The sequence below is a fragment of the Youngiibacter fragilis 232.1 genome (assembly GCF_000495435.3).
Classification (GTDB): domain Bacteria; phylum Bacillota; class Clostridia; order Clostridiales; family Clostridiaceae; genus Youngiibacter; species Youngiibacter fragilis.
This window is the reverse complement of sequence record NZ_AXUN02000181.1, coordinates 18,898-43,076: the sequence shown is the minus strand read 5'-3', so window position 1 is coordinate 43,076 and position 24,179 is coordinate 18,898. Positions and strand designations below refer to the sequence as shown.

General features: G+C 49.0%; 18 protein-coding genes. 2 read left to right on the top strand and 16 right to left on the bottom strand.

Translation table 11 applies throughout. From position 1 onward, the window contains the following. Window positions 1-123: 123 nt before the first annotated feature. The 9 genes from T472_RS11200 to rpoN all read right to left on the bottom strand — a co-directional run bounded on the left by T472_RS11200 (window position 124) and on the right by rpoN (window position 11,121). On the bottom strand, window positions 124-1,200 hold the full coding sequence (locus T472_RS11200; protein WP_023389114.1) for a hypothetical protein: 1,077 nt from the start codon (window positions 1,198-1,200) through the stop codon (window positions 124-126). Window positions 1,201-1,216: 16 nt separating this feature from the next. Then, window positions 1,217-2,284, bottom strand: coding sequence for a hypothetical protein (locus T472_RS11195; protein ID WP_023389113.1), 1,068 nt, complete (start codon window positions 2,282-2,284; stop codon window positions 1,217-1,219). 217 nt (window positions 2,285-2,501) lie between these two features. Further along, on the bottom strand, window positions 2,502-3,797 hold the full coding sequence (gene eno / locus T472_RS11190; RefSeq protein WP_023389112.1) for a phosphopyruvate hydratase: 1,296 nt from the start codon (window positions 3,795-3,797) through the stop codon (window positions 2,502-2,504). A gap of 58 nt (window positions 3,798-3,855) precedes the next feature. Next, on the bottom strand, window positions 3,856-5,385 hold the full coding sequence (gene gpmI / locus T472_RS11185; RefSeq protein WP_023389111.1) for a 2,3-bisphosphoglycerate-independent phosphoglycerate mutase: 1,530 nt from the start codon (window positions 5,383-5,385) through the stop codon (window positions 3,856-3,858). Between the two features lie 67 nt (window positions 5,386-5,452). Continuing rightward, the gene (tpiA, locus tag T472_RS11180; protein WP_023389110.1) at window positions 5,453-6,205 is read right to left on the bottom strand and encodes a triose-phosphate isomerase; all 753 of its coding nucleotides are present in this window, start codon (window positions 6,203-6,205) and stop codon (window positions 5,453-5,455) included. A gap of 12 nt (window positions 6,206-6,217) precedes the next feature. Then, window positions 6,218-7,411: a phosphoglycerate kinase gene (locus T472_RS11175; RefSeq protein WP_023389109.1), complete on the bottom strand. Its 1,194-nt coding sequence runs from the start codon at window positions 7,409-7,411 to the stop codon at window positions 6,218-6,220. Window positions 7,412-7,503: 92 nt separating this feature from the next. After that, the gene (gene gap / locus T472_RS11170) at window positions 7,504-8,526 is read right to left on the bottom strand and encodes a type I glyceraldehyde-3-phosphate dehydrogenase (RefSeq protein WP_040907432.1); all 1,023 of its coding nucleotides are present in this window, start codon (window positions 8,524-8,526) and stop codon (window positions 7,504-7,506) included. 27 nt (window positions 8,527-8,553) lie between these two features. Beyond that, a complete protein-coding gene (locus tag T472_RS11165) occupies window positions 8,554-9,600 on the bottom strand; it encodes a sugar-binding transcriptional regulator (RefSeq protein ID WP_023389107.1) in 1,047 nt (348 codons plus the stop codon). Between the two features lie 156 nt (window positions 9,601-9,756). Beyond that, complete coding sequence (gene rpoN, locus T472_RS11160) at window positions 9,757-11,121, bottom strand: RNA polymerase factor sigma-54 (RefSeq protein ID WP_023389106.1); 1,365 nt, start codon at window positions 11,119-11,121, stop codon at window positions 9,757-9,759. A gap of 227 nt (window positions 11,122-11,348) precedes the next feature. On the opposite strand from rpoN, the gene zwf reads away from it, so the two are divergent. Then, window positions 11,349-12,809, top strand: a complete 1,461-nt coding sequence (gene zwf / locus T472_RS11155) for a glucose-6-phosphate dehydrogenase (protein WP_023389105.1) — start codon at window positions 11,349-11,351, stop codon at window positions 12,807-12,809. A gap of 193 nt (window positions 12,810-13,002) precedes the next feature. Next, the gene (locus T472_RS11150; protein ID WP_023389104.1) at window positions 13,003-13,899 is read left to right on the top strand and encodes a universal stress protein; all 897 of its coding nucleotides are present in this window, start codon (window positions 13,003-13,005) and stop codon (window positions 13,897-13,899) included. Window positions 13,900-14,001: 102 nt separating this feature from the next. On the opposite strand, the gene T472_RS11145 is transcribed toward T472_RS11150, so the two are convergent. The 7 genes from T472_RS11145 to T472_RS11115 all read right to left on the bottom strand — a co-directional run bounded on the left by T472_RS11145 (window position 14,002) and on the right by T472_RS11115 (window position 24,079). Continuing rightward, window positions 14,002-15,354, bottom strand: coding sequence for a PTS transporter subunit EIIC (locus tag T472_RS11145; protein WP_023389103.1), 1,353 nt, complete (start codon window positions 15,352-15,354; stop codon window positions 14,002-14,004). Further along, window positions 15,351-16,802, bottom strand: a complete 1,452-nt coding sequence (locus T472_RS11140) for a glycoside hydrolase family 1 protein (RefSeq protein ID WP_023389102.1) — start codon at window positions 16,800-16,802, stop codon at window positions 15,351-15,353. The genes T472_RS11145 and T472_RS11140 overlap by 4 nt, the downstream gene beginning before the upstream one ends. 16 nt (window positions 16,803-16,818) lie before the next feature. Further along, on the bottom strand, window positions 16,819-17,607 hold the full coding sequence (locus T472_RS11135; protein ID WP_023389101.1) for a MurR/RpiR family transcriptional regulator: 789 nt from the start codon (window positions 17,605-17,607) through the stop codon (window positions 16,819-16,821). 305 nt (window positions 17,608-17,912) lie between these two features. After that, the gene (locus tag T472_RS11130) at window positions 17,913-19,346 is read right to left on the bottom strand and encodes a M20 family metallopeptidase (RefSeq protein ID WP_040907430.1); all 1,434 of its coding nucleotides are present in this window, start codon (window positions 19,344-19,346) and stop codon (window positions 17,913-17,915) included. Between the two features lie 113 nt (window positions 19,347-19,459). Next, window positions 19,460-20,053, bottom strand: a complete 594-nt coding sequence (locus T472_RS11125) for an indolepyruvate oxidoreductase subunit beta (RefSeq protein WP_023389099.1) — start codon at window positions 20,051-20,053, stop codon at window positions 19,460-19,462. After that, window positions 20,050-21,843: a thiamine pyrophosphate-dependent enzyme gene (locus T472_RS11120; protein WP_023389098.1), complete on the bottom strand. Its 1,794-nt coding sequence runs from the start codon at window positions 21,841-21,843 to the stop codon at window positions 20,050-20,052. The genes T472_RS11125 and T472_RS11120 overlap by 4 nt, the downstream gene beginning before the upstream one ends. Before the next feature lie 85 nt (window positions 21,844-21,928). After that, window positions 21,929-24,079, bottom strand: a complete 2,151-nt coding sequence (locus tag T472_RS11115) for a DNA topoisomerase III (protein ID WP_023389097.1) — start codon at window positions 24,077-24,079, stop codon at window positions 21,929-21,931. Window positions 24,080-24,179 lie beyond the last annotated feature (100 nt).

The window sequence follows — 24,179 nt, the reverse complement described above, 5'->3', positions numbered from 1 at the left end:
AATATAACAAATCAGATTTCTAAACAATACCAAAAGACACGATTTTCACAAAGAAATTAACAAAAGATGAACAAGCCTGCCAAGCAGACAGGCCTATCCCTCCATGTCTTGTCCTTTCTTCAGCTATTTGGCATTCAACAGTTCCGCGTTATCAACATAGATCACGAGGTATGGAACAGCCTTCCCTTTCTCGACCATATACAGCAGGAAGGAATCATCGAATATCAGATTCTTCGATGGCGGAGGCACTGACTTATCAAGCACAATCTCAGCCTTGGACTTCAAGGCTGCACCGCTTTCATTGAGTACAAACTCCATCCTCTGCAGGGCACTTCCAATGAAATAGCTTTCAAAGCCCTTGTTCAGAAGGTACTGCCCGATGAGGGTCTCGTAGTCCTTCCTCATGTCGATTGCAACAACCGGCACGTTAAGCTTGTCATACCTGGTCATTGCAGCAGGTGTCCCCTCAAGGCTCCTTGCCTTTTCGAGCATCGCTTCCAGCGTATCCTCTCCCGGCAGTTTCGCAAGGTACAGCTCCTCCTTGTCATCCTTGTCCTTGAGCCTTACTATGAATTCTTCATCATCCTTGTAGTAAAGTAACTCAACCTGGCTTTCCAGCTTGCCTCTTCTTGCCGCATCCCCCTCTTCCATTATACCGAAGGACTGGACATTCACCCCCTTGAAATCAAGGCCTTTTGTCACCTTTTCAAAGTTCTCGGCAAATGCAATGGACTTCTTCAGGAACGCATATGCAAGGTAGCTCTCAGGGTCAACCTTAGATTCCACCTTCCACTTTCCGCCTTCACCGAACTTCTTTTCAAGCTCTGTATTCACCTTTTCAACGATTCCGTCCCTGCCCATGCCGACCATTGCCATATAGTCATCCGGGTCAAGCGATTCCTTCTTCTGCTTCATAAGGTTAAGCTCCGTGCTGTATGCCCTTTCACTCTCCAAAAGTATACCTTCGCCGATGACATTCTCTACAAGCTCGTTCCAGGCTAGCTGGAATGTAACTGACCATATTACGTTACCCCTTCCGAGAGGTACGTTGAGTACGGGTACCATCTTTGTATAGTCTGACTCAGACAAAACCTTCGCCACTACCTCATGCTTGTCCTCCGGCCTCGGCCAGAGCATATAAGCCACAGCTGAAGCAGCCACGGCTATAACCACTATTCCGGCAATGAATCTCTTCTTCATCTATATCACCTCATCTTCACTTTGCCGTCAGGATCTCAGAGTTATCTACATAAACCACGAGATACGGGTCAGCCTGTCCAGCCTCAGTCATGTACAGGAGGAACGAATCGTCGAATATCAGGGATTTGGGCTCCAACGGCATGGATGTGGGCATTGTTATCTCAGCTTTTGACTTGAGGACAGCTCCGCTCTCGTTAAGCACGAACTCGATCCTCTGCAGTGCAGAGCCAATCGAATAACCTTCAAATCCCCTGTTCATAACAGCCTGGTTCTCAAGCTCCTTGTAGTTGTGCTTGATGTCGAATGCGATCACAGGAATGTTCAGCACATCAGATGGTCCGAGCTTCATTTCCTGCCCCTCGAGGCTTCTGGCCTTATCGACCATCTTCTCCAGGGTCTCCTCCTCAGGCAGCATGGCAAGGTAAAGCTCCTCTTTGCCTTCCTTGTCCTTGAGCCTTATGATGAATTCCTTGTCATTCCTGTAGTAGAGCAGTTCAACCTGCTTGACAAGCTTTTCCCTGACCTCCGGGTCCTTTACAGTCATGATCCCAAAGGATGAGACCTTCGTTCCCTTGAAATCAAGTCCTTCCTCAACCTTCTCAAATGAGGTTCCGAACTCCAGCACTTTCTTCAGGAACGCGAACGCAAGGTAATCATCTGGCCCAACCTCTGATTCGACCTTCCACTTGTCTTCCTCGCTGAACTTCCCGTCCATCTCATCATTTATCTTCTTTACTATATCGTCCCTGCCCATTCCAACCATGGCGATGTAGTCGTCAGGAGAAAGGCTTCCCTTTGTCTGCATCTTCCGGTTTAGCCTTACGCTAAGCTCCTTCTCCGTTTCAAGGATGATTTCTCCCTTCAGCACATTGTCCATGAGCTCGTTCCACGCAAGCTGGAAAGTCACGCAGTATAGCATGTTGCTCTCTACCATGGGCACGTCAAGCACTGCATGCATGCTGGTCTTATCCGATACCTTAAGGTCCCTGGCCTGAACTTCAGATCCGTTTTTTGGTACAGATGAGCATCCTGATACACCAGCTAAGATAAAAGCCATGGCAATCAATGCAGCAAGTTTCTTCATGGAAATCCCTCCAGTTCGTTATCCCTTTGATTAGAATATATCATTCAGTTGGAGAATATTGATTACAGAATTCATACAGAATCCATTCCGGCCCCCCTTTAAACCTCCGGAAAGAAAGGCATCGAGTGGGAATTTGATGTAAAAAGAAACCAGGCCCCGAAAACAAGTTCCGGAGCCTGATCGATATACTTTTCAGCTTTTCAGCTTCTTTTTCAGATTACTTCTTGAGGTTGAAGAATCCGTCAAGTCCTCTGTACTGAGCAACTTCATCAAGCTCTTCCTCGATCCTGAGAAGCTGGTTGTACTTAGCGACTCTCTCTGTCCTTGCAGGTGCACCAGTCTTTATCTGTCCTGCATTCAGCGCTACTGCAAGGTCAGCTATTGTGCTGTCCTCAGTCTCGCCTGACCTGTGGGAGATGACTGCTGTGTAGCCTGCCCTGTTAGCCATCTCGATGGCGTCAAGAGTCTCTGTAAGGGATCCTATCTGATTGAGCTTTATGAGGATCGAGTTAGCTGTCTTTCTCTCGATACCCATCTTGAGTCTCTCAACGTTAGTAACGAAGAGGTCGTCTCCGACAAGCTGGATCTTTCCTCCAAGCCTTTCAGTGATGAGCTTCCAGCCTTCCCAGTCTTCCTCAGCCATTCCGTCTTCGATCGAGATTATAGGATACTTCTCAACGAGACCGGCATAGTACTCTACCATCTCTGCAGGAGTGAGCTTCCTTCCTTCGCTCTTGAGGTTGTAAAGTCCATCCTCGAAGAACTCTGATGATGCAGGGTCAAGGGCTATGTATATGTCCTTGCCTGGTACGAAGCCAGCCTTCTCTATTGCCTCGATGATTATCTTTATAGCCTCTTCATTGGAGCTGAGGTCAGGTGCGAATCCACCCTCGTCGCCAACGCCTGTTGCAAGGCCCTTTGCCTTAAGTATGCTCTTGAGCGCAGCATATACCTCTGAGCTCATCTGAAGTGCATGTGAGAAGCTCTTTGCTCCAAGAGGCATTACCATGAACTCCTGAAGGTCAACGTTGTTGTCAGCATGGGATCCGCCGTTTATTATGTTCATCATTGGTGCCGGAAGAACCTTTGCGTTTACTCCGCCGATATACTGGTAGAGAGGAAGTCCAAGTGAGTTTGCAGCAGCCTTGGCTACGGCAAGTGATACTCCGAGGATCGCGTTAGCTCCAAGGTTGCCCTTGTTCTTTGTTCCGTCAAGCTCGATCATGAGCTTGTCTATGTATGACTGGTCGAAAACATTGAGTCCGATGAGCTCTGAAGCTATAACGTTGTTCACGTTGTCAACAGCCTTGAGGACTCCCTTTCCGTTGTATACTGCCTTGTCGCCATCTCTGAGCTCAACTGCCTCGAACATTCCTGTTGAAGCTCCTGAAGGTACTGAAGCCCTTCCTACTGTTCCGTCCTCAAGGTATACCTCTACCTCTACCGTAGGGAATGCCCTGGAGTCAAGAATCTGTCTTGCTACTACGTCTACGATTTCAACATACTGCTTCATTAAGTTAATTCCTCCTAATATTTAGTCTCTTACTATGATAGATTGAATTCCTGGCTTGTCAAGCGAGGAGCGAAGTTCCCTTCATTTCCTTCGGCTTTTCAAGGCCCATTTCCTCAAGCATGGTAGGCGCCAGGTCGGCAAGCCTTCCGCCATCCTTGAGAGACTTTGTCGGATTGTTAGTTATGTATATCAGCGGTACAGGATTGGTGGTATGTGCTGTCATGGGTCCGCCGGTCACATAGTCTATCAGCTGTTCCGCGTTTCCATGGTCTGCGGTTACGAAGACCGTTCCATCCTTTTCAAGCACCTTGTCTATGACCTTCTTCATGTTGCAGTCAATGTCCTCAAGGGCCTTAACTACAGCTGCCATCATTCCTGTATGCCCGACCATGTCAGGGTTCGCATAGTTCAGTATGACCATGCCGTAATCCTTGTTGTCCAGGGCCTTTACAACCTGCTCAGTAACCTCGTCAGCGCTCATCTCAGGCTTCAGGTCATAGGTTGCTACCTTAGGTGAAGCTACCAGTATCCTGTCCTCTCCCGCATACGGAGCCTCAATGCCTCCGTTGAAGAAGAAGGTTACATGGGCGTACTTCTCCGTTTCAGCTATCCTCAGCTGAAGCATACCATGGTCTGAAATGTACTTTCCAAGTGTGTTGTCAAAGCTTTCCGGCTTGTAGGCTATCGTCACGTTCTCAAGGGTCTTGTCATACTGGGTCATGGTCACGTAGAAGAGGTCTATGTTCTCCCTCTCGAAACCATCGAACACCTTGTCGTTTATGGCCCTTGTGATCTGCCTTCCCCTGTCAGGCCTGAAGTTGAAGAATATTATCGAATCATTGTCCTTGATCCTTGCTGTAGGCTTGTCACCGTCCATCACAACGCATGGCATTATGAATTCGTCAGTCACATCCTCAGTATAGGACTTCTCGATGTATTCGGCGCCTGAAGTGACCTCCACGCCTTTTCCGTAAACCATGGCATCATATGCCAGCTTTACCCTTTCCCATCTCTTGTCCCTGTCCATTGCATAGTATCTTCCGCTGATGGTGGCTATCTTTCCGGCCCCTATCTCAGCCATCGCAGCCTCAAGCTCCCTTACGAAGCCAGCGCCTGATGTCGGAGATACATCCCTGCCGTCCATGAACGCATGCACATATACCCTGTCAAGTCCCTTGTCCTTTGCAAGCTTCACAAGAGCCTTGATGTGGTCTATGTGGCTGTGCACTCCTCCGTCTGAGAGAAGTCCCAGAAGGTGAAGGTCGCTGCCCTTTGCAAGGGCATTGTCAACAGCCTGGTTGAGTGCTTCGTTCGTAAAGAAGTCCCCATCAAGGATTTCCTTGGTTATCCTTGTAAGTTCCTGGTAGATTACCCTTCCTGCGCCGATGTTCATGTGGCCTACCTCGGAGTTTCCCATCTGTCCTTCGGGAAGTCCGACTGCAAGTCCTGATGCGCTCAGCGTGGTATGGGGATAGTTCTCCCAGTAGTAGTCAAAATTGGGCTTTTTAGCTGCCTTCACGGCATTGCCTTCAACCCTGTCTGTAAGCCCGAATCCATCTAGGATCATAAGCATTACCGGTGTCTTCATATGTACCTCCATAATAGCGGCGAAAATAGCCGCTTAGAAGAGTTTCATGCGGTGCATCAGGCTCCGCTTAAACTCCGAAATTTACTATCTTTGCGAAATCATCCGCAAGGAGGCTAGCTCCTCCGACAAGTGCGCCGTCGATGTCAGACATCGCCATCTGCTCCTTGATCGTGGAAGGCTTTACTGAACCGCCGTACTGGATCCTTACCGCATCTGCGACTTCGGCTCCGAATATATCTGCAACCATCTTCCTTATTGCAGCTATGGTCTCATTTGCCTGTTCGCTTGTAGCTGTCTTTCCTGTGCCTATCGCCCATATTGGCTCATAGGCGATCACGACTTCCTTAGCCTCATCAGCTGAAAGTCCCTCAAGATCCTTAACGACCTGAGCCCTTATGACTTCCTCGGTTGTTCCCGCTTCCCTCTGCTCAAGTGATTCGCCTACGCAGAGTATCGGTGTCAAGCTGTGCTTGAATGCCTTCTTAAGCTTCTTGTTGATGTCGCCGTCAGTCTCGTTGAAATACTGCCTTCTCTCGGAATGGCCGATCACAACATAGTCAACGCCAAGCGCTTCAAGCATTCCAGGTGAGATCTCGCCTGTGTAGGCTCCCTTTTCCTCGAAATGCATGTTCTGGGCTCCAACCTTGACATTTGAGCCCTTCAGCTCGGCAACAAGTGCCGGAAGCTGTATGAACGGAGCGCAAATGACAACGTCAGCTGATGCTCCCTTAACCAGACCCTTGAGTTCCTTTGCAACCTTGACGGCTTCTTCCACCGTATAGTGCATTTTCCAGTTTCCTGCAATTATCGGTTTTCTCATCTGTCCGCTCCTTTATTTGTCGTTCAGTGCAGCGATACCCGGCAGTTCCTTGCCTTCAAGGAATTCCAGTGAAGCTCCGCCGCCTGTCGATATGTGGGTCATCCTGTCTCCGAATCCAAGTATGTTTACAGCAGCTGCAGAGTCTCCTCCGCCTATTACTGTTACTGCGTCAGCATCAGCCATTGCCTTGGCAACAGCAACTGTGCCCTTCGCGAAGTTCTCGAACTCGAATACCCCCATAGGTCCGTTCCATACTACAGTCTTGGCATCCTTTATTGCATCGGCATAGAGTGCTGCTGTCTTGGGTCCGATATCAAGCCCCATGAAGCCGTCAGGTATGTTCTGGTCCTCTGTGACTACAGGTGCCGCATCAGATGAGAACTTGTCCGCGACTATGTTGTCTACCGGCAGAAGAAGCTTAACGCCCTTCTCCTCTGCCTTCCTCAGCATATCCTTGGAATAATCCACCCTGTCTGCCTCAAGCAGGGAAGTACCGATGGTATAGCCCTGTCCCTTAAGGAATGTATATGCCATGCCTCCGCCTATGATAAGGGTGTTGACCTTGTCAAGGAGGGAGTTGATGACATTAATCTTGTCCGAAACCTTCGCTCCGCCGAGTATCGCTACGAAAGGTCTGGTAGGATTGTCAACGGCATCACCCAGGAACTTGAGCTCCTTCTGTATAAGGTATCCCGCAACCGCAGTATCAAGGAACTTTGTTACTCCTTCTGTGGAGCAGTGAGCCCTGTGGGCTGATCCGAACGCATCATTCACGAACACGTCAGCAAGGGAAGCAAGCTCCTGTGAGAATGCATCCGCATTCTTTTCCTCTTCTGGCCTGAACCTTGTGTTCTCAAGGAGAACCACGTCACCGTCCTTCATTGCCGCAACCGCAGCCCTTGCATTCTCTCCGACTACAGTGTCGTCAGCTGCAAATACGACTTCCTTGTTAAGAAGCTCTGAAAGTCTCTTAGCTACCGGCTGAAGGGTGTACTTCTTGTCAGGCCCCTTAGCTTTTCCAAGGTGTGAAGTGAGTATTACCTTAGCTCCATTTTCAATGAGATATGTGATAGTAGGGAGGGCACCGGTAAGCCTGTTCTCGTCTGTGATTACTCCGTCCTTGAGAGGAACGTTGAAATCGCATCTTGCCAGGACCTTCTTGCCTCTTACTTCGATGTCTTCAATGGTCTTTTTGTTATAGCTCATGTTTCACCTCTTAATATTTTTCCTTAGAAAGGTCTGGCCGAATAGCCAAGACTACAGGACCAGACCCAGGTGTTCGATTCAGTTCTTAAGGATTACTTTCCTGCGTCTACCTTTGCAATGTAGCTTACAAGGTCAACGAGCTTGTTTGAATAGCCCCACTCGTTGTCATACCAGGAAACAAGCTTAACGAAGTGGTCGTTCAGCGATATTCCAGCCTTTGCGTCGAATATGCTTGTCCTTGGATCATGGATGAAGTCAGTTGATACAACCTCGTCCTCAGTGTATCCAAGTATTCCCTTGAGCTCGCCCTCTGAAGCTTCCTTCATCGCAGCCTTGATCTCCTCGTAGGTTGCAGACTTCTCAAGTCTTGCAGTAAGGTCAACCACAGATACGTCAAGGGTTGGAACCCTGAATGACATTCCTGTGAGCTTTCCGTTAAGCTCAGGTATTACCTTGCCAACTGCCTTAGCAGCTCCTGTGGATGAAGGGATTATGTTGTTTGAAGCCGCTCTTCCGCCTCTCCAGTCCTTGTTCGAAGGTCCGTCAACTGTCTTCTGTGTTGCTGTAGTTGAGTGAACAGTCGACATGAGTCCTTCAATTATTCCGAACTTCTCATGTAATACCTTTGCAAGAGGTGCAAGGCAGTTTGTTGTGCATGATGCGTTTGAAACGACCTTCATGTCTGGTGTGTAAGTCTTGTTGTTTACGCCCATTACGAACATCGGTGCATCTGCTGATGGAGCTGATATAACTACCTTCTTCGCTCCGCCTGTGAAATGTGCTGAAGCCTTGTCTATTGTTGTGAACACGCCTGTGCACTCAAGTACGTAGTCAGCTCCGACGCTTCCCCATGCTATGTTGTTAGGATCCTTCTCAGCGAATACCTTGACCTTCTCACCGTTGACGATGAGTGAGTTAGTCTCTGTCTCGATGGAAACCTCACCCTTGAACTGTCCGTGTATCGAATCGTATTTAAGCATGTAAACCATGTAGTCAAGATCGATGAATGGGTCGTTGACACCTACAACTGTAACCTCCGGGTTCTCAAGGGCTGCCCTGAACGCAAGTCTTCCTATCCTGCCGAATCCGTTAACTCCAACTCTAACCTCTGACATCATTGAATTCCTCCTAAAACTGTTTATTTATGTTAAATCCTTGTTTTTGGATTTTAACGCCTTGATTATTTCCCTTGCGGCTCCCTCGTCAGTGACCAGCACCGCGTTCTCGCCCGCGAACCTTACCGCAGCTATCGCATCTCCCTTTGACGTTCCGCCGGACACCGCCACAAGGTCCTTGACCTTGAGTGAATCGTCTATGCTGAGTCCCACCGCAGCTGCCTTCTTTACTATTTTACCATTACGGGCGAAATAAGTCCCAAAGGCTTCACCTCGTGCTCCCAAAGTTATCAAATTGTTAATATCTTCAGGCCCAAGCCCTCTGCGCTTCGCCATGACGTCTGCACGGCCGATTCCGAGGATGATTACATTGGCTTTCTTGATGGTAGAGACAACTTCCCTGATCTCGGATTCCTCCAGCACAGCCTCCAGCGTCCTCTCGCTCATGTTGTCGGGAACATTGAGAAGCCGGTATGAGGCACCAAGCTTTTCAGCAAGGGACGCCACTAACGTGTTGGACTGGATCTCGATGTCCTTTCCCATGCTTCCCCTTGCAGGCACTATGGTGAGGTCACCGTATTCGTCCTTCTTCGGGAACGAATCCACAAAATCCCTTATCGTGCTCCCACCGGTCAGCGCGATTATGTCACCCTTCCTGAGTATTCCAGCAACGTATTTCGCCGCCGCCCTTCCGAGCTCGCTCTTCACGTTAGGGTCCTCATCCAGGTCTCCCGGGACTATTATGACCCTCTTGTAATGAAGCTCCCTCTTAAGGATCTCCTCGATCTCGTCAAGACCCTTGATCTCTGAAACGAATTCCTTCAGCACCGCCAGCAGTCCTTCACCGTCACCGGTCAGGTTCACTCCCGGACCTGATACGGTGACTAGCCCCTGTGCCTTCAGAAAATCAATCTCAGCCCTTACGAGCCTTTCACCGAGTCCCAGCTTCTGGGCAAGAAGCCTTCTTCCTACCGGCTGGCAGTTGAAGATAGTCCTCATCATCAAGTATCGTCTCTCAAGGAGTTCCACCGCTTCGGGTACGATCTTCTGTTGGACCTTCATTAGATTCTCCAATCCCGACCCTCCCTTGGACGTTTTATGTCCCATGCAGAACTTTTTTGTCCCACATTGCTATTATACTCCACTGCCGCGCCATTTGAAACATATTTTATGTAAAAAAACGAAGAGACCTGTGAATTAACTATTAACAATTAACTCACTGTCCCTTCCCTAGATTCTTTTTCGTTTTGATGATGACCTTATTCCAAGTTCTTCCCTGTATTTTGCTACGGTCCTTCGCTTTATGTCTATGCCTGATGCGTTCAGGGCATCAGTTATCGCCTGGTCTGAAAGAGGGCTCCTTGCATCTTCACCCTTTATCATATTCTGGATGCTGTCCCTCACATAGTCAGTGGCTACCTCTGTATTGGAGCCCTTTGCAGCTGTCTTGAAGAGGTCCTTGACCCTGATGGTCCCCTTGGGTGTGGTTATGTACTTCTCCCTTATGGCCCTGGATATGGTGGATTCATGGACGCCAAGATCCTCGGCAATATCCTTCATAGTCATTGGCTTCAGGAAATCCGAACCCTTTACGAAATATTCCTTCTGCTTGTTCACTGCAGCTTCAATTACAGTCTTAACCGTATCCTTCCTCTGGTCCACGCTCTTCAATACGAACAGGGCCTTGTTCATCATGTCCTTAAGATACTCATGGGCGTCCTTATGGTCACTGGAGTTCATAAGGTCCCGGCATGCCTTGCTTATCTTCAGCCTTGGAATGAATTCGGTGTTCATCTCAAGCATTATCTCACCGTTCTCGATCCTGACGCTTCCATCAGGGATTATGTATGAAGAACCCCTGCCGTCTGCAAAGCCTCTGGATGGCTTGGGTTCAAGGACCCTTATGTCATCCATTATGTCCTGGATCTCTCCCGGGGTAAGCTTCAGTGACTTGGCTATGGAAGCGGTCCTGCCTTCGGCAAAATCATCAAGATGGTTCTGGATGACCTCCCTGTGAGCAGGAGTGGCGAGCCCCTTCCTCTCAAGCTGCAGCATCAGGCATTCCTTGAGGTCCCTGGCACCTATGCCTACTGGCTCCAGTGACTGCACAACAAGAAGAGCCTTCATGACGTCATCTGTCGTGACATTGAGTAGCTCAGCTATTTCATCTATAGGATCGGAGAAATACCCCTTGGGATCCAGCGAGTCGATTATGAATTCCGCTATGGCCTCAGTGAGGCTGTCAAGGTCGAGTACCCTAATCTGGTCCGTAAGATACTCAGACAGCGTCTCTTCCTTGGACACGAAATTTAGAGGCGACACCTCATCCTTGTCATAATCCTGTACTTCACTTCCGGAATAGTTGTCTGACTCAAGATACTTCAGAAGGGACTTGTAGTCTATTTCCTGTGTGGTATCCCTTGGCACTTCGTCAGGCATTTCCGTATCCAGGACAGGGTTCTCCTGATATTCCTTTTCCAGATAATCAAGAAGCTCAACGCTCGACATCTGCAGTATCCTTATGGACAGCTGCATCTCCTGGGTCATTACAAGCTTCTGCTCCTGGGTCAACTTCAGGTTCATTTCCATACTCATTGCTTCACCTCGAACTAATTTACATTATAGCATAAGAAACCTCAAGTTCCCAAAAAAGGTTTTCAGACTCAGTCCCAACGAAAAAAATATATCAATCACCGGAATGTCACTTGCATCCTGATTGACTCAGATTTTCAAAACGTTCATAAACCTCTCGGGGTCGGCAGCATCAGCATATGATATAATTTCTAGACAAGAGAAGCACTAAGAGACAGGAGATAAGACAAATGAAGAATAATTCAAATACAATGGTCATATTCGGCGGTACAGGCGACCTTACCCACAGGAAGCTGATTCCGGCGCTTTACCAGCTGGACATCAACGGGTTCCTTCCCGAAGGGCTTAACGTGATTTCAGTCGGAAGAAAATACAAGACAACTGAAGAGTACAGGAATGAATTGAGAGAATCTGTCAGGAAATACTCCTCCAGGTCATTCACGGAGGAGCTTTTCAACGACCTTGCCCAAAGGGTTGAATACTTCACCCTTGATTTCGACAGCCAGAAGGACTATGACTCCCTTTCAGAATTCCTGAACAAAAGGGAAAAGGAAGGAAAGCCTGAAAACAGGCTCTTTTACCTCGCAGTTTCACCTGACTACTTCGGGAAGATAGTTGACAGCTGCGAAGCAAGCGGGATAACAGCAGGCAGCGGCTGGAGAAGGCTCGTCATAGAGAAGCCCTTCGGAAAGGACCTCGAAAGCGCAACAGCTTTAAACGCCTCCATATCAAGGGTGTTTCCGGAAAAGAGCATCTACAGGATCGACCACTATGTGGCCAAGGAAATGATACAGAACATAATGATGCTGAGGTTCCAGAACTCGATCTTCGAATCCATCTGGAACAGAAGCCACATAGACAACGTGCAGATAACTGTCCTTGAGAAGGAAGGCGTGGGGACAAGAGGAGGCTATTACGACCATACCGGGGCGACAAGGGACATGGTCCAGAACCATCTTCTGCAGCTCCTTGCGATAACCGCAATGGAACCGCCGAGATCACTTGACCCTGATGATGTCAGGGATGAGAAGGTAAGGGTGTTCCAGGCACTTAAGGACTGTACCGCTGAATGCCCGGAAGGGAACCTCCTCTTCGGCCAGTATGAAGGCTACAGGAGCGAGGACAAGGTTCCAAAGGATTCAATGACCGAGACACTAGTCGCGGCGAAGGTACAGATAGACAATGACAGATGGCGCGGCGTCCCCTTCTATCTCCTTACAGGAAAGGCACTCAGGAACAAGACCGCACAGGTAACCATAGAGTTCAGGAAAATGGCATCGCTGGCTTCAGACATAAAGCAGGAGCCAAACATCCTTGAGATAAAGATACAGCCTGATGAAGGCATAACCCTCCACCTTTCTGTAAAGAAGCCGGGTGTCATCGATGAGATGGTCCAGGCGGAGATGGACTACTGCCAGAGCTGCCTTTATCTCTTCAACTCCCCAGACTCATACGAGAAGCTCATACTTGACGCCATGACCGGTGATTCCACCAGATTCACAAGATGGGATGAGCTTGAGCTTACCTGGAGCTACATTGACTCCATATTAAGACACGCAAAGGACAACGTGGTCCCAAGCGGCTACGGGATCGGAAGCGACGGACCTGATGAGCTTGATACCTTCATCAAGTCAGGCTCAGGAAAATGGTGGTACAGGAACAGAACATCACAATATGAATATAACCTTTAGCATCTGGCTCCGCTTACTCAGCGGAGCCTTTCCTTTCCATCATCCCAACAGCGTAGCCTCAGGTCAGCTTCAGAGTATGCATATACAGAATTGCAACATATTATTTACACCTTATGTCAATTTGCTTCACAAAATGAATATTTTTATAGGATATCATGAAAATAAAGGAATATGCACCGGAGGAGGTATTTGTATGTTTGACAAGATAATCGTTGGAACAAACTACTCGAAGGCAGCATTTTCACTGCTTGAGTGCATTTCAGGACTTGCTGCATTAGGAGTTAAGGAGGCAATGCTCGTTGAAAGCAGCTACATCCCTGAATCTGAGACTACCATCATGCCGATCCCACTGGACACAAGCAAGATGCAGGATGACCTGAACCAGCAGAAGTCATACCTTGAAGGCAAGGGTTTCGTGGTAAGCACGAAGCTTAGTCCGGAACCTCTCAAGAGAGCGATCATCCATGCTGCAGAGGAAGAAGGGGCTTCACTCATCGTTGTCGGAGCAGCAAAGCATACTTTAGCGACAGACCTTCTCTTCGGTGGAGTAGCCAACGACCTGGTTCACTATTCAAAGGTCCCTGTCCTTGTGGTAAGGATGACAAAGGGCGAGGATATGGATGATTCTGTAGCTGTAAGGTGCGAGTTCACTAATCATGTCCTGTTCCCGACTGACTTCTCCATTAACGCAGACCATGCTTACGCAATGCTGAAGGACCTGGCAGGAAGCCTCAAGAAGGTCAGCATTGTACACGTGTCTCAGGACAGATACTTCACGGAGACTGACAGCCCTTCGCTGATAAAGGAATACATCGAAACGAAGGACAGTGAGGATGCAGGCAGGATGGAGCTTCTCAAAAATATGAAAGAGGAACTTGAGGTGAATTCCAATATCCAGGTCGATACCCTGATGAGACGGGGCAACGCATACAGGGAGATAAGGAACATCGTAAGCGAATCTGATGTGAACCTGATCGTCATGGGAAGTCAGGGCAGCGGATTCATAGCGGAACTCTTCCTCGGAAGCGTAAGCCATAACGTGCTGAGGCATGCTGATTGTTCCGTGCTCGTAATACCGGCAGAAAGATAGAAGTAAGATAAGAAAATTGTGTCCGCAGAGGCAATGCGCCTCTGCGGACATTCTTATTCCCTATATCCGGAGCTTAATTTGCTCCTTTTGACCTGTTGTTTATCAGACTTCCATATCCTCGTCAAATCCAAGGAACCAGGTAGCGGCAAATGATACCGCGAAGGCAATGGCTATAGTAGCCAGTGCTATGAAGAGGTTATATAATGAACCGTCAGCCGGGACAAACGCAAGGATCGCTGCAAGTCCTGGAGAGACGATCGCATATTCGGCGAGTCCCATTATTCCTGCAAACAGTCCTCCTACTCCACCACCGATCATCGCAGCCAGGAATGGCTTCTTGAACCTGAGAAGCACACCGAATATCGATGGCTCAGTTATTCCGAGCACTCCGGTGATTCCTGAAGATAAGGCCAAAGCCTTGTTGTCAGCATTTTTAGCCTTGAAATACACTGCAAGTGCAGCAGCACCAACCGCCACATTGGCAGCAAGCATACCGGGAAGTACGAACGGATCGTAGCCGAATGCTGCGAACTCAGCAAAAACAAGTGGGAACAGTGCCTGATTCATTCCTGTCATGACAAGGATAGGTGTTATCGCTCCCATGATTGCCACGGAAAGCCATCCGAGAGTCACATTTACCCACTGGAGGGCATCTGCGATGTACTTTCCTATGAACGTACCAGCAGGCCCGAGCAGTAAAAGTGTGACAGGTGTCACTATCAGTATCGTGAGAAGCGGTACCGCGAAGAACTTTACTTCCTTAGGGATATATTTCTCGAAGAAATTATAAACCAGGGACATGAAGAGCACGCCGAGTATTACCGGTATCACTGATGTGTTGTAGTTGACCTGAGTGACAGGAATACCCAAGAAGCTCAGTCCTGCAGCGCCGTCTATGGCCTTGTGGACAAGTATGGCTCCCAGGTAGCCGCCCATCATCGGATTGATGTCCAGCTTCCTCGCTGCGCTGTATCCGACAAAGATCGGAAGGAAGTAGAACGCCGCATTATTGATTACGCTAAGTACAAGATATGTTCCGGAATCAGAAGCCAGGCCGAAGTATGCAGTCAGCACTGTCAGCACTGCATTGACGAGTCCTCCTGCAACAAGTATCGGAAGTACAGGTACGAAAGTGCCGGAGATGAAGTCGATCACCCTGCCTGCCAGTCCCTTTGTGCCATCCTCGCTTACCTTTCCTGATTTGGCGAACTTGCCGAGCTTGACTATCTCAGAATATACCTTAGGAACATCTGTTCCAATGACTACCTGATACTCATTGCCTCTTACTACAAGTCCCAGAACTCCCTTTATCTTCTTGATGGTCTCTTCGCTTACCTTCGATGGTTCGTTGACTGTCAGCCTCAACCTTGTTGCACAGAAGTTGACACCCGCCACATTTGATTCTCCGCCTGCCGCTGCTAGGATTTCCTTTGAAAGCTGTTCGAATTTATTCATTTATTCAGCATATCCTTTCCCCAATTCGAGCCATTTGATTTTATCAATTCGGAATACCAGTAGAATGAATCTTTCCTTATTCTTCTCAGATCGAGAACCTCTTCATCAGTTGTGTTGACATATACCAGCCCGTACCTCTTTGCCATTCCATTCCCTGTGCTCAGGAGGTCAGTGAAGGACCATGGATTGTATCCTATGACCTCGCAGCCATCGCTGATCGCAAGCCCAACCTGGTATATCTGCTCCCTGAGGAACTCGATCCTCTTAGGGTCGTGCACCTTGCCATCAGCATCAACTGATTCGTGTGCACCATATCCGTTCTCGGTGATCATCATTGGAAGCTGATAATGGTCCCATACATACCTCAGCATGTATCTCATTGCGACAGGGTCTATCTCCCAGTCCCAATCTGTAGTTTCCACATACGGGTTCGCTGCAAGGGCGTACTGGCCAGGGTAGTTCGGGTAGACGAACTCTCCCTTTATTCCGCTCTTGTTGAGTGCAAGTTCACGGAATCCGCTGTCCGGAGGTGCGTCCTTTCCGACATTGGACCTGTAGCAGTTGAGTGCGAAGAAATCAATCTTTGCCTTTCTTATGAGCTCCATGTCCCCTTCCTGGATTCCAGGGTCAATATCGTTATCCTTCCAGAACTTCTTTACGAAGCCATTGTATTCCCTGTGTACATACAGGTCGTTCCATATCTTTTCAGTAAGCTCCTCCGCATTCATCGCAGCAATCTGGTCCAGCGGATTGCAGGTTTCAGGGTATATGGGTACGTATCCCGGTACAGGACCTATCTTTCCTCCATCGACCATTTCATGGCAGGCGATCACAGCCTTTGCATGGCACAGGTTCATGATATGGTTGACTGACCATTTGTCCTTTTCCCAGTCTTCGCAGCCTTTCGATACTCCGAGCCAGTGTCCGTATACGATCTGCATGTTCTGCTCATTTATTGACAACCAGTACTTGACCCTGTCCCCGAAATTTTCGAAGCAGACCCTTACATACTCGTCAAACACATCAATTATCCCTCTGTTTCTCCAGCCACCGAACTTTTCATCTACCCACACAGGCATGTCGTAGTGGTAAAGAGTCACAATGGGCTCGATCTTGTTCTTTACAAGCTCATCGATCAGGTCGTTGTAGAATGCTATGCCTTCAGGATTTACCCTACCGTCAGCATTCGGGATTATGCGGGACCATGAAAGTGAGAACCTGTATGAACTGAATCCGCATTCCGCCATCAGTGCAACGTCTTCCTTATAGTGGTGGTAGTGGTCTGCCGCTATGGAATTGTCCGCATAAGGCTTCTTCTTTTTGCTGTTGAGGTCAATTATTGCCGGAGTCCTTCCACCTTCTGATACGCCACCTTCTACCTGCCATGCTGCGCTTGATGCCCCCCACATGAATCCTTCGGGGAATACCGGATTTTCCTTGTAATACATAAAAACATTCCTTTCATCATTTGCTTCTGCCGTATTTACGGATATAGTGGCTGAAAACCACATCAAACATGTAGTCTATGCCATACCTTCCGTAAACGGACTTACCTTTGCTCCTGTCCTTGGCACTCAGGTGGTAGACCTTGTCATACCAGTCATTGTACTTCGGGTCGCGGTTCAGTGTAACAAGACTCTTGTATGCACAACATCGCTTTACGATCTCCTCGGAGGCATCCGCAAACTTACCGCTCGCTGAAATGGTTATGAGATAATCCTTTTCATTGAGCATGGATAGCAGCGTATTGTCCGTGTATGCCTCAGAAATGATCCTGACTATCCTGTTGCTCAGGATCATCGACTGCTGGAATTCCTTGATCCTTGAGGTGGAAGCATCTGATGTCAAAAATACCACGTACCTGCTGTCATGCAGCCTCTCTGCGATCTTCCCGACTTCTTCGGTGTTCATCCTGCGGTCCAGCTCCCCGATCATCTCGTCAATCTCATTGGTCAGGCACTGTCGGAAATCCTCCCTGTCTGCGAACTGCATGTAGTAGTTAAGCTGGTCGTCGTATTCATTGAACTCTGTCTTCAGGTCCTTGAAGTTGTCGTATCCTATTGACTGGCAAAATCGTCGTACGCTCGACCTTGACACAAAACAATCATCAGCGACATCATAGATATTGAGATCCGACAGCTCGTGGTAGTGAACCAGAAAATAATGTGCCAGAACGAAATAGCTGTCATCCTGATTATTCTCGTTGATTACCGAAAACAGTGAATTCAAAAGCGACAATCGGTTTATCCTCATGATACATTCTCCTTAAGGGAGTGCTTTGTTGTTGAAGCCATGATACCATTTTCAAAAAATGTATACGGTTCAATTTCTGCACCCTGAATTTCTTTATTAGCCAATAGCTTTGAATTTTTACCATTCTAACTAGCTTATAGCACAAATTGCCATCTATCGCTACGGTTAAGGTATTCCAAAGGAAATTCATCTGCTGCGGCATCCGGTATATCCTGACGAGATGAAAGTGCAGAACAGGAGCCTTTCCCCCCAATCCGCACTTTCATTATCAGTTATTCTATATGTCTATGACTGATCATGTTTCCTCAGCCTGGCATGACATCTTCAGGGATCATGCAGACATACTGTTCACCGCCGAGGTTATCCATGTGTTCACGTTTTGCATCTTCCAGCAGCTTCATGTCCTCAAGGATATCAAGCGCTGTCATTGCAATGACCTTGCCCGCTGCAATGAGACCCTTGTGTACTACGCTTGACTTGCCCGTAGCCACCCACTGCCAGGAATGGGGCGGAGTGCCGTGAGGCATGCAGGCAACATTCAGCTGGGCTGTCGGTGCCAGCCAGCTTGGGTCTGCCACATCTGTGGACCCCGTCATCGGCTTATCCGAGAAGACAAGCTCACCCAGCTCATCATTAAGCGCCTTACCCGCTGTATTATCTATGAATTCCCTGCTTCCTGATGGGAACATGCTCTTTGCCCTGGTATGAAGCGTCTTCCTCATTTCTTCAGACAATGTTTCAAAGAATTGTCCTTCGTACTTGAGCTCTTCTCCGGTAAAAGGAAGGGGAAATACTGACTTCATGTTCTCATGCATGGCCTTTGCAAGACTCCTGTTTACGATGTAGTTTGCACACGCCGAATCCCATCTGATATTGACCTCAGTCTCGGTCATCATTGCCGCACCCTTTGCTATCTTGAGGACCCTTTCATAAATGGCCTTTACCTGGTCCTGTTTCGGAGCCCTGATAAGGTAATGGAGGCTTGCAGCAGCCTGCACCACGTTGGCTGACAGACCTCCGGCATCTGTGAAGGCATAGTGTATCCTCGCATCGTCAATGATATGCTCCCTGAGGAAATTGACTCCTATGTTCATGAGCTCAGCCGCATCCAGAGCGCTCCTGCCCAGTTCAGGTGCCGCTCCTGCATGGGAAGACACTCCCCTGAAGTCAAAATGCATCTGTAATACGGCGAGGGAGCTTTTCCCCCATACTTCGGTAACATCCATGGGATGCCAGGTAAGGAAAGCATCCACACCTTGAAAATCCCCGTTCCTTGCCATGAACGCCTTGCCATAGCCGGTCTCTTCAGCCGGACACCCATACAGCTTCACAGTACCTTTAAGGCCAAACTCAGCCATCAGGTCCTTTATACCAACAGCTCCGGCCAGTGAGCCTGCTCCCAGAGCATTATGACCGCAGCCATGACCGTTCGCACCGGCCTCCAGTATGCACTTCTCTGCAATGTCAGCAGCCTGGCTCATGTTTGCCAGGGCATCATATTCCGCAAGGACTCCTATAACCGGTTTTCCAGAACCAAATGCGGCAACGAAAGCATGCTCCATACCTGCGATTCCTCTCACAACTTCAAAACCCTCATTTTTCAGGAATCCGATATACAGGTCTGCGGATTTCTTCACGTCGAACCTGGTTTCAGCGTATCCCCATATCCTGTCGCTGATGTCAGCATAGAGTCCTGACTTCCTTTCAATTGAATCCATCAGCCACTTTTTCTTATCCATAAGCATCCCATCCTCCATATTGGCTTAAACTTGTGTTGGTAACTGCAAACAGCCACCAGACCAAGGCCTGGCGGCTGCAATTCCTAAACTCGACATCATGGCAAGCTGACAGCTTATTCCGCCTTCTTTGCTGCCAGGGAAATCTCAATACCCTTCCTGAAGGCAGCGATATTCTCTTCGACCGCTGATTTTGGCACATTCTCCTTTATCACTTCTATGAATACATCCTCAGGCATTTCAATTATGCCTGCAAGTATTCCAAGCATCACCGAGTTTGCCGCCTTTATGTTGCCTGCCTCCCTTGCGGCTTCCCTGGCATCCGTGGAAATTACCTTGAACCTATTCTTCAGCTCACTGAACTCTTTCTCAGGATACTCCGCCTGCTCAAGGAGCACCGGTGTAGGATATACCCTGTTCTCATTGAGGACTACTATTCCTCCCTCTCTCATGGCTCCCTTCCACCTTAAGGCTTCAAGAGGCTCCATACCGATGAGTATGTCCCCAGTACCCGGCAGGATGTTAGGGGAATCAATCTTCTCACCTATCTTGACAGTACCCCAGACTGAGCCGCCCCTTTGCGACAACCCTACCACATCATTGGTCTTGACATCCATTCCAGCCTTGAATGCAGCCTCAGCTATCATCCTTGTTGCGAGAACCAGCCCCTGGCCTCCGACTCCTGCTATTATTATTCCTGCAGCCTTCATGAGCTTTTGACCTCCGATTTCTTTATCGCATTCACAGGACAGACCTGCGAGCACACCGAGCATCCTACGCACATGTCCTTGTCTATAGATGACTTGAGCTTGTCCATGCCTTCATACTGCTTCATCCTTATAGGAGGACAGTTTGTCCTAACGCAGGTCCTGCAGGCTATGCAGACCTTCGGGTCCACATGGAAATGAGGTTCCTTGATCTTGAATCTCAATGCGCATGGCCTTGTGGTTATTATCACGGAGATACCTTTTTTCTTTGTTTCCTCAGTTATTGCAGCCTTCAGTGCCTTGTAGTCGAACTGGTCAACTTCACGGACGTTGTCAAATCCCATGGTTTCAAGGAGCTTCCTTATATCTATGTCCATTCCTTCGCTATTGTCGTATTTCCCGGAAGATCCGTTTGGCTGTCCGCCTGTCATTGCTGTTGTCCCATTCTGAAGGATCAGGAAAGTCATGTTGTCTTCAGGGTCACGCTGATGAAGGAGATCTGCAAATCCGGTCATTCCGGAATGGAAGAACGTGCCGTCCCCTATCACTGAAACGATGGGTTCATCGTCTCCCATGAGCCTCATTGCCTTGCTCATGCCCTTTGTTATCCCAACGGTCGCTCCCATGCTTATCATGGTATGTGCAGCGGTAAAAGCAGGAAGCACCGCCATGGAATAGCAGCCTATGTCCCCCATGACCTTGACCTTCATCTTCTTGAGTACGTCAAACACAGGCCTGTGAGGGCAGCCCGCACAGAACATGGGCGGCCTTGAAGGCACCTCCGCATCCATGTGGTCCTCTGTGCTTCTCTTTGTTACAAGTCCTGCAGCTGCAAGACCTCTCTCCATATCCTCGGAATTGAGTTCACCTGTGAAGGAAAAATGCTTCTTGCCTTCACAGCTGATCCCCATTAGGCTTATTTCGTTCTCCATGAATGGCATGAGCTCCTCGATGACTATTATCCTCTCATACTTCTCGGCAAATTCAGAGAATCTCCTTTTGCTAAGGGGATATGCCATCCCCGGTCTGTATATGGAGTAAGGCAGCTTCAGCTCCTTGAGGTTATGGTACATGAGACCGGTCGCAACAAGAAGCACCCTTGAACCCTCCACCTCTTCAATCAGGTTAAGCGGTGAGTCATAGGCGTAATCGGACAGGTCCCTTATCCTGTCAGCCATCGCATGCTGCCTTTCATGTGTGAAAGGCGGAAGCATGGTGTATTTTGAATTGTCAGGCGTGAAGCCTGCCGGCTTCTTATCCTTCCGTTCAAGGCACTCGACAACTCCACGGGAGTGGCATACCCTGGATGTTATGTCCACAAGCATCGGCATCCTGAAGCCTTCTGAAAGCTCCAGCGCATGTACCATGTAGTCCTTGGCCTCCTGGCTGCTTCCAGGGCAGAACACTCCCATATTCGCAAACTTTCCTATTATCCTGTTGTCCTGCTCGTTCTGGGAGCTTGCCATTCCCGGGTCATCCCCCGACACCAGTACAAATCCCCCGTTCACCTCTGTTTCCGTGAATGTCATAAGGGGATCCATTGCCACATTCACACCGACATGCTTCATCGTAGCCATGGACCTTGCACCATAGAATGATCCGCCGATCGCAACCTCCAGAGCCACCTTTTCATTTACGCTGAACTCAGCATAGATGCCCTCGTATTCCTTAACCGACTCCATCATCTCCACAGTAGGAGAACCCGGATAGCTGGCTGCGATGAGACCTCCTCCTTCGTAGAACCCCCTTGCGATGGCCTGGTTCCCGGAAAGTATCTTCTTATCCCCAATCACTCTCTAAAACACCCCCATGTTAATAGTTTCGCTATGGTTATATGATAGCACGGAAACGTTTGCACGTGCAATTTTGCCGGAATCGCTACTTGAAAAGGTCCTTCAGCTTATCTGCGAGTGCGGAGTTAAGAGGTTCGGATTCTTTTTCCATGTCCTTCAGGAATTTTCCGACATCCCTTTTCGACATTGCAGTTCCTTCCTTCTCCCGCCTTGCATTGAAGGCCGAGAGCTTCTCGCGGTGACCGCAGATGCATCTGAACTGCTTGTTGTCTCCTTCACCTATAAGCTCCATCTTCTTGTGGCATTCAGGACATCTTGCATTGGTAACAGTGGATATTGTCTTCCTGAATCCGCATTCCCTGTCCTGGCAGACATGCATGACACTGTTCTTTCCCTTTACCTCAAGCAGCGCCTTGCCGCAATCAGGGCATTTCGAGCCTGTGAGGTTGTCATGCCTGAAGGTTCCCTGCGAGGCCTTTATTTCCCTTACGACCTTCCTCGCATATTCCTCCATATCTCCTATGAACTTGTCCTGCGCAAGCTTACCCTCCTTAATGAGGCTCAGCCTGTGCTCCCAGTCAGCTGTAAGGGCTGGGGACTTAAGGTCCTGTGGGGCAAGAGTCAGAAGCTGCCTTCCCTTGGAGGTTGTGTAGATCCCCTTCCCCCTTTTCTCTATGACAAACGAGGAAAACAGCTTCTCGATGATATCTGCCCTTGTTGCTACAGTTCCGAGACCTGAAGAGGATGAAAGCGCTTCCCTCTGCTCCTTGTCTCCCCCCTCCATGTATTTCAATGGATTCTCCATGGCCGTAAGGAGCGTGCCTTCATTGAAGGGCTCGGGAGGAGTAGTCTTTCCGGTTCTTACATGTGCCTTCTCCACAGGGAAGGTATCGCCCTTTTTGAACTCGTGGAGCTTCAGGTCATCCTTCTCATCGCCCTTATGCCCTGGAACCGCCCTGTAGCCCAAAGATACTGTAGTCCTTGCCTTGATCGAGAATTTCTCTCCTCCTGCAGATGCCTTTATGCTGACCTCCCTGTATACATAAGGCGCAGAAAGGGCCGCAATGAACCTTGACACCACCAGGTCATAGACCTTCTTCTCCTTGTCAGTGAGTGCACCTGTCCTCACTTCATCCTCAGTCGGGATGATCGCATGATGGTCGCCCACCTTGCTGTCATCAACGCACCTGAGCTTCCCCAAAAAGCCTTTCCTTATAAGGTCCTGCCCTATGATTGAAAGCTGTCCCTTCGCCGATGCCCTGATCCTGTCAGGAAGGGTAGCGACAAGGTCTTTCGTAAGATACCTTGAATCTGTCCTCGGGTATGTAAGCACCTTATGCCTCTCATAGAGCGTCTGCATCAGGTTGAGGGTCTCCTTGGGACTGAAGCCGTAGAGGCTGTTGCAGTCCCTCTGGAGCTCGGTAAGGTCGTATGGAAGAGGAGGTTCTGACTTCTTTTCAGATACGGTCACATCGTCAACCTTAAGCGTTGCCCTCACAAGCTTTTCCCTTATTGCCTCAGCCTTCTCCCTGTCAAATATCCTGCCGCCTTCCATTGCAAACGAGGCACCCTTCGCTTCTATACCGACCTCATAGAAATCAACGCTCCTGAAGGAATTGATCTCCTCCTCACGCTTCCTTATTATCGCGAGGGTAGGAGTCTGTACGCGGCCTAGTGAAAGCTGTGCATTGTGCTTTACAGTCAGCGCCCTTGTCGCATTTATCCCGACTATCCAGTCAGCATGGCTCCTGGCTTCAGCAGACCTGTACAGGTTGTCGTACTCACGGGAATCCCTGAGCTTCGTGAAGCCCTCCCTCACAGCCTTTTCGGTCGCTGAGGATATCCAGAGCCTCTTCATGGGCTTCCTGACACCCGCAACCTTTATGATCCACCTTGCCACAAGCTCCCCTTCCCTGCCGGCATCGGTCGCTATGACTATGCTGTCGACATCCTTCCTGTCCATGAGGAACTTGACTGTCTTGTATTGCCTTGCTGACTGCCCTATGACAGTAAGCTTCATCCTTTCAGGCAAGATGGGAAGGTCCTCCATCCTCCAGGTCTGGTATTTCTTGTCATAGTCCTCAGGGTCAGCAAGGGTCACGAGATGACCCATGCCCCATGTGACCACGTAGCCCTTCCCCTCCATGTAACCTTCCTTTGACGAGGTTGCCCCAAGCGCCTTTGCTATATCCTTGCCTACCGAGGGCTTCTCGGCCAGAACCAGTATGTTTCCCAAATCCAATCATTCCTTCCGTAAAATATGCATGCTGCATACTCCATCGATTCCTTACAACCTGATTATAGCACGGCATAAAAACAAAGCCGGGATTTTTCCC

Excerpts from the sequence above, each read along its gene's own strand:
- tpiA (WP_023389110.1), bottom strand. The coding sequence starts at position 6,205 with ATGAGAAAACCGATAATTGCAGGAAACTGGAAAATGCACTATACGGTG.
- T472_RS11140 (WP_023389102.1), bottom strand. The coding sequence starts at position 16,802 with ATGTATTACAAGGAAAATCCGGTATTCCCCGAAGGATTCATGTGGGGG.
- zwf (WP_023389105.1), top strand. The coding sequence starts at position 11,349 with ATGAAGAATAATTCAAATACAATGGTCATATTCGGCGGTACAGGCGAC.
- T472_RS11195 (WP_023389113.1), bottom strand. The coding sequence starts at position 2,284 with ATGAAGAAACTTGCTGCATTGATTGCCATGGCTTTTATCTTAGCTGGT.
- T472_RS11125 (WP_023389099.1), bottom strand. The coding sequence starts at position 20,053 with ATGAAGGCTGCAGGAATAATAATAGCAGGAGTCGGAGGCCAGGGGCTG.
- T472_RS11135 (WP_023389101.1), bottom strand. The coding sequence starts at position 17,607 with ATGAGGATAAACCGATTGTCGCTTTTGAATTCACTGTTTTCGGTAATC.
- T472_RS11150 (WP_023389104.1), top strand. The coding sequence starts at position 13,003 with ATGTTTGACAAGATAATCGTTGGAACAAACTACTCGAAGGCAGCATTT.
- eno (WP_023389112.1), bottom strand. The coding sequence starts at position 3,797 with ATGAAGCAGTATGTTGAAATCGTAGACGTAGTAGCAAGACAGATTCTT.
- T472_RS11145 (WP_023389103.1), bottom strand. The coding sequence starts at position 15,354 with ATGAATAAATTCGAACAGCTTTCAAAGGAAATCCTAGCAGCGGCAGGC.
- gpmI (WP_023389111.1), bottom strand. The coding sequence starts at position 5,385 with ATGAAGACACCGGTAATGCTTATGATCCTAGATGGATTCGGGCTTACA.
- rpoN (WP_023389106.1), bottom strand. The coding sequence starts at position 11,121 with ATGAGTATGGAAATGAACCTGAAGTTGACCCAGGAGCAGAAGCTTGTA.
- gap (WP_040907432.1), bottom strand. The coding sequence starts at position 8,526 with ATGTCAGAGGTTAGAGTTGGAGTTAACGGATTCGGCAGGATAGGAAGA.
- T472_RS11130 (WP_040907430.1), bottom strand. The coding sequence starts at position 19,346 with ATGGATAAGAAAAAGTGGCTGATGGATTCAATTGAAAGGAAGTCAGGA.
- T472_RS11175 (WP_023389109.1), bottom strand. The coding sequence starts at position 7,411 with ATGAGCTATAACAAAAAGACCATTGAAGACATCGAAGTAAGAGGCAAG.
- T472_RS11200 (WP_023389114.1), bottom strand. The coding sequence starts at position 1,200 with ATGAAGAAGAGATTCATTGCCGGAATAGTGGTTATAGCCGTGGCTGCT.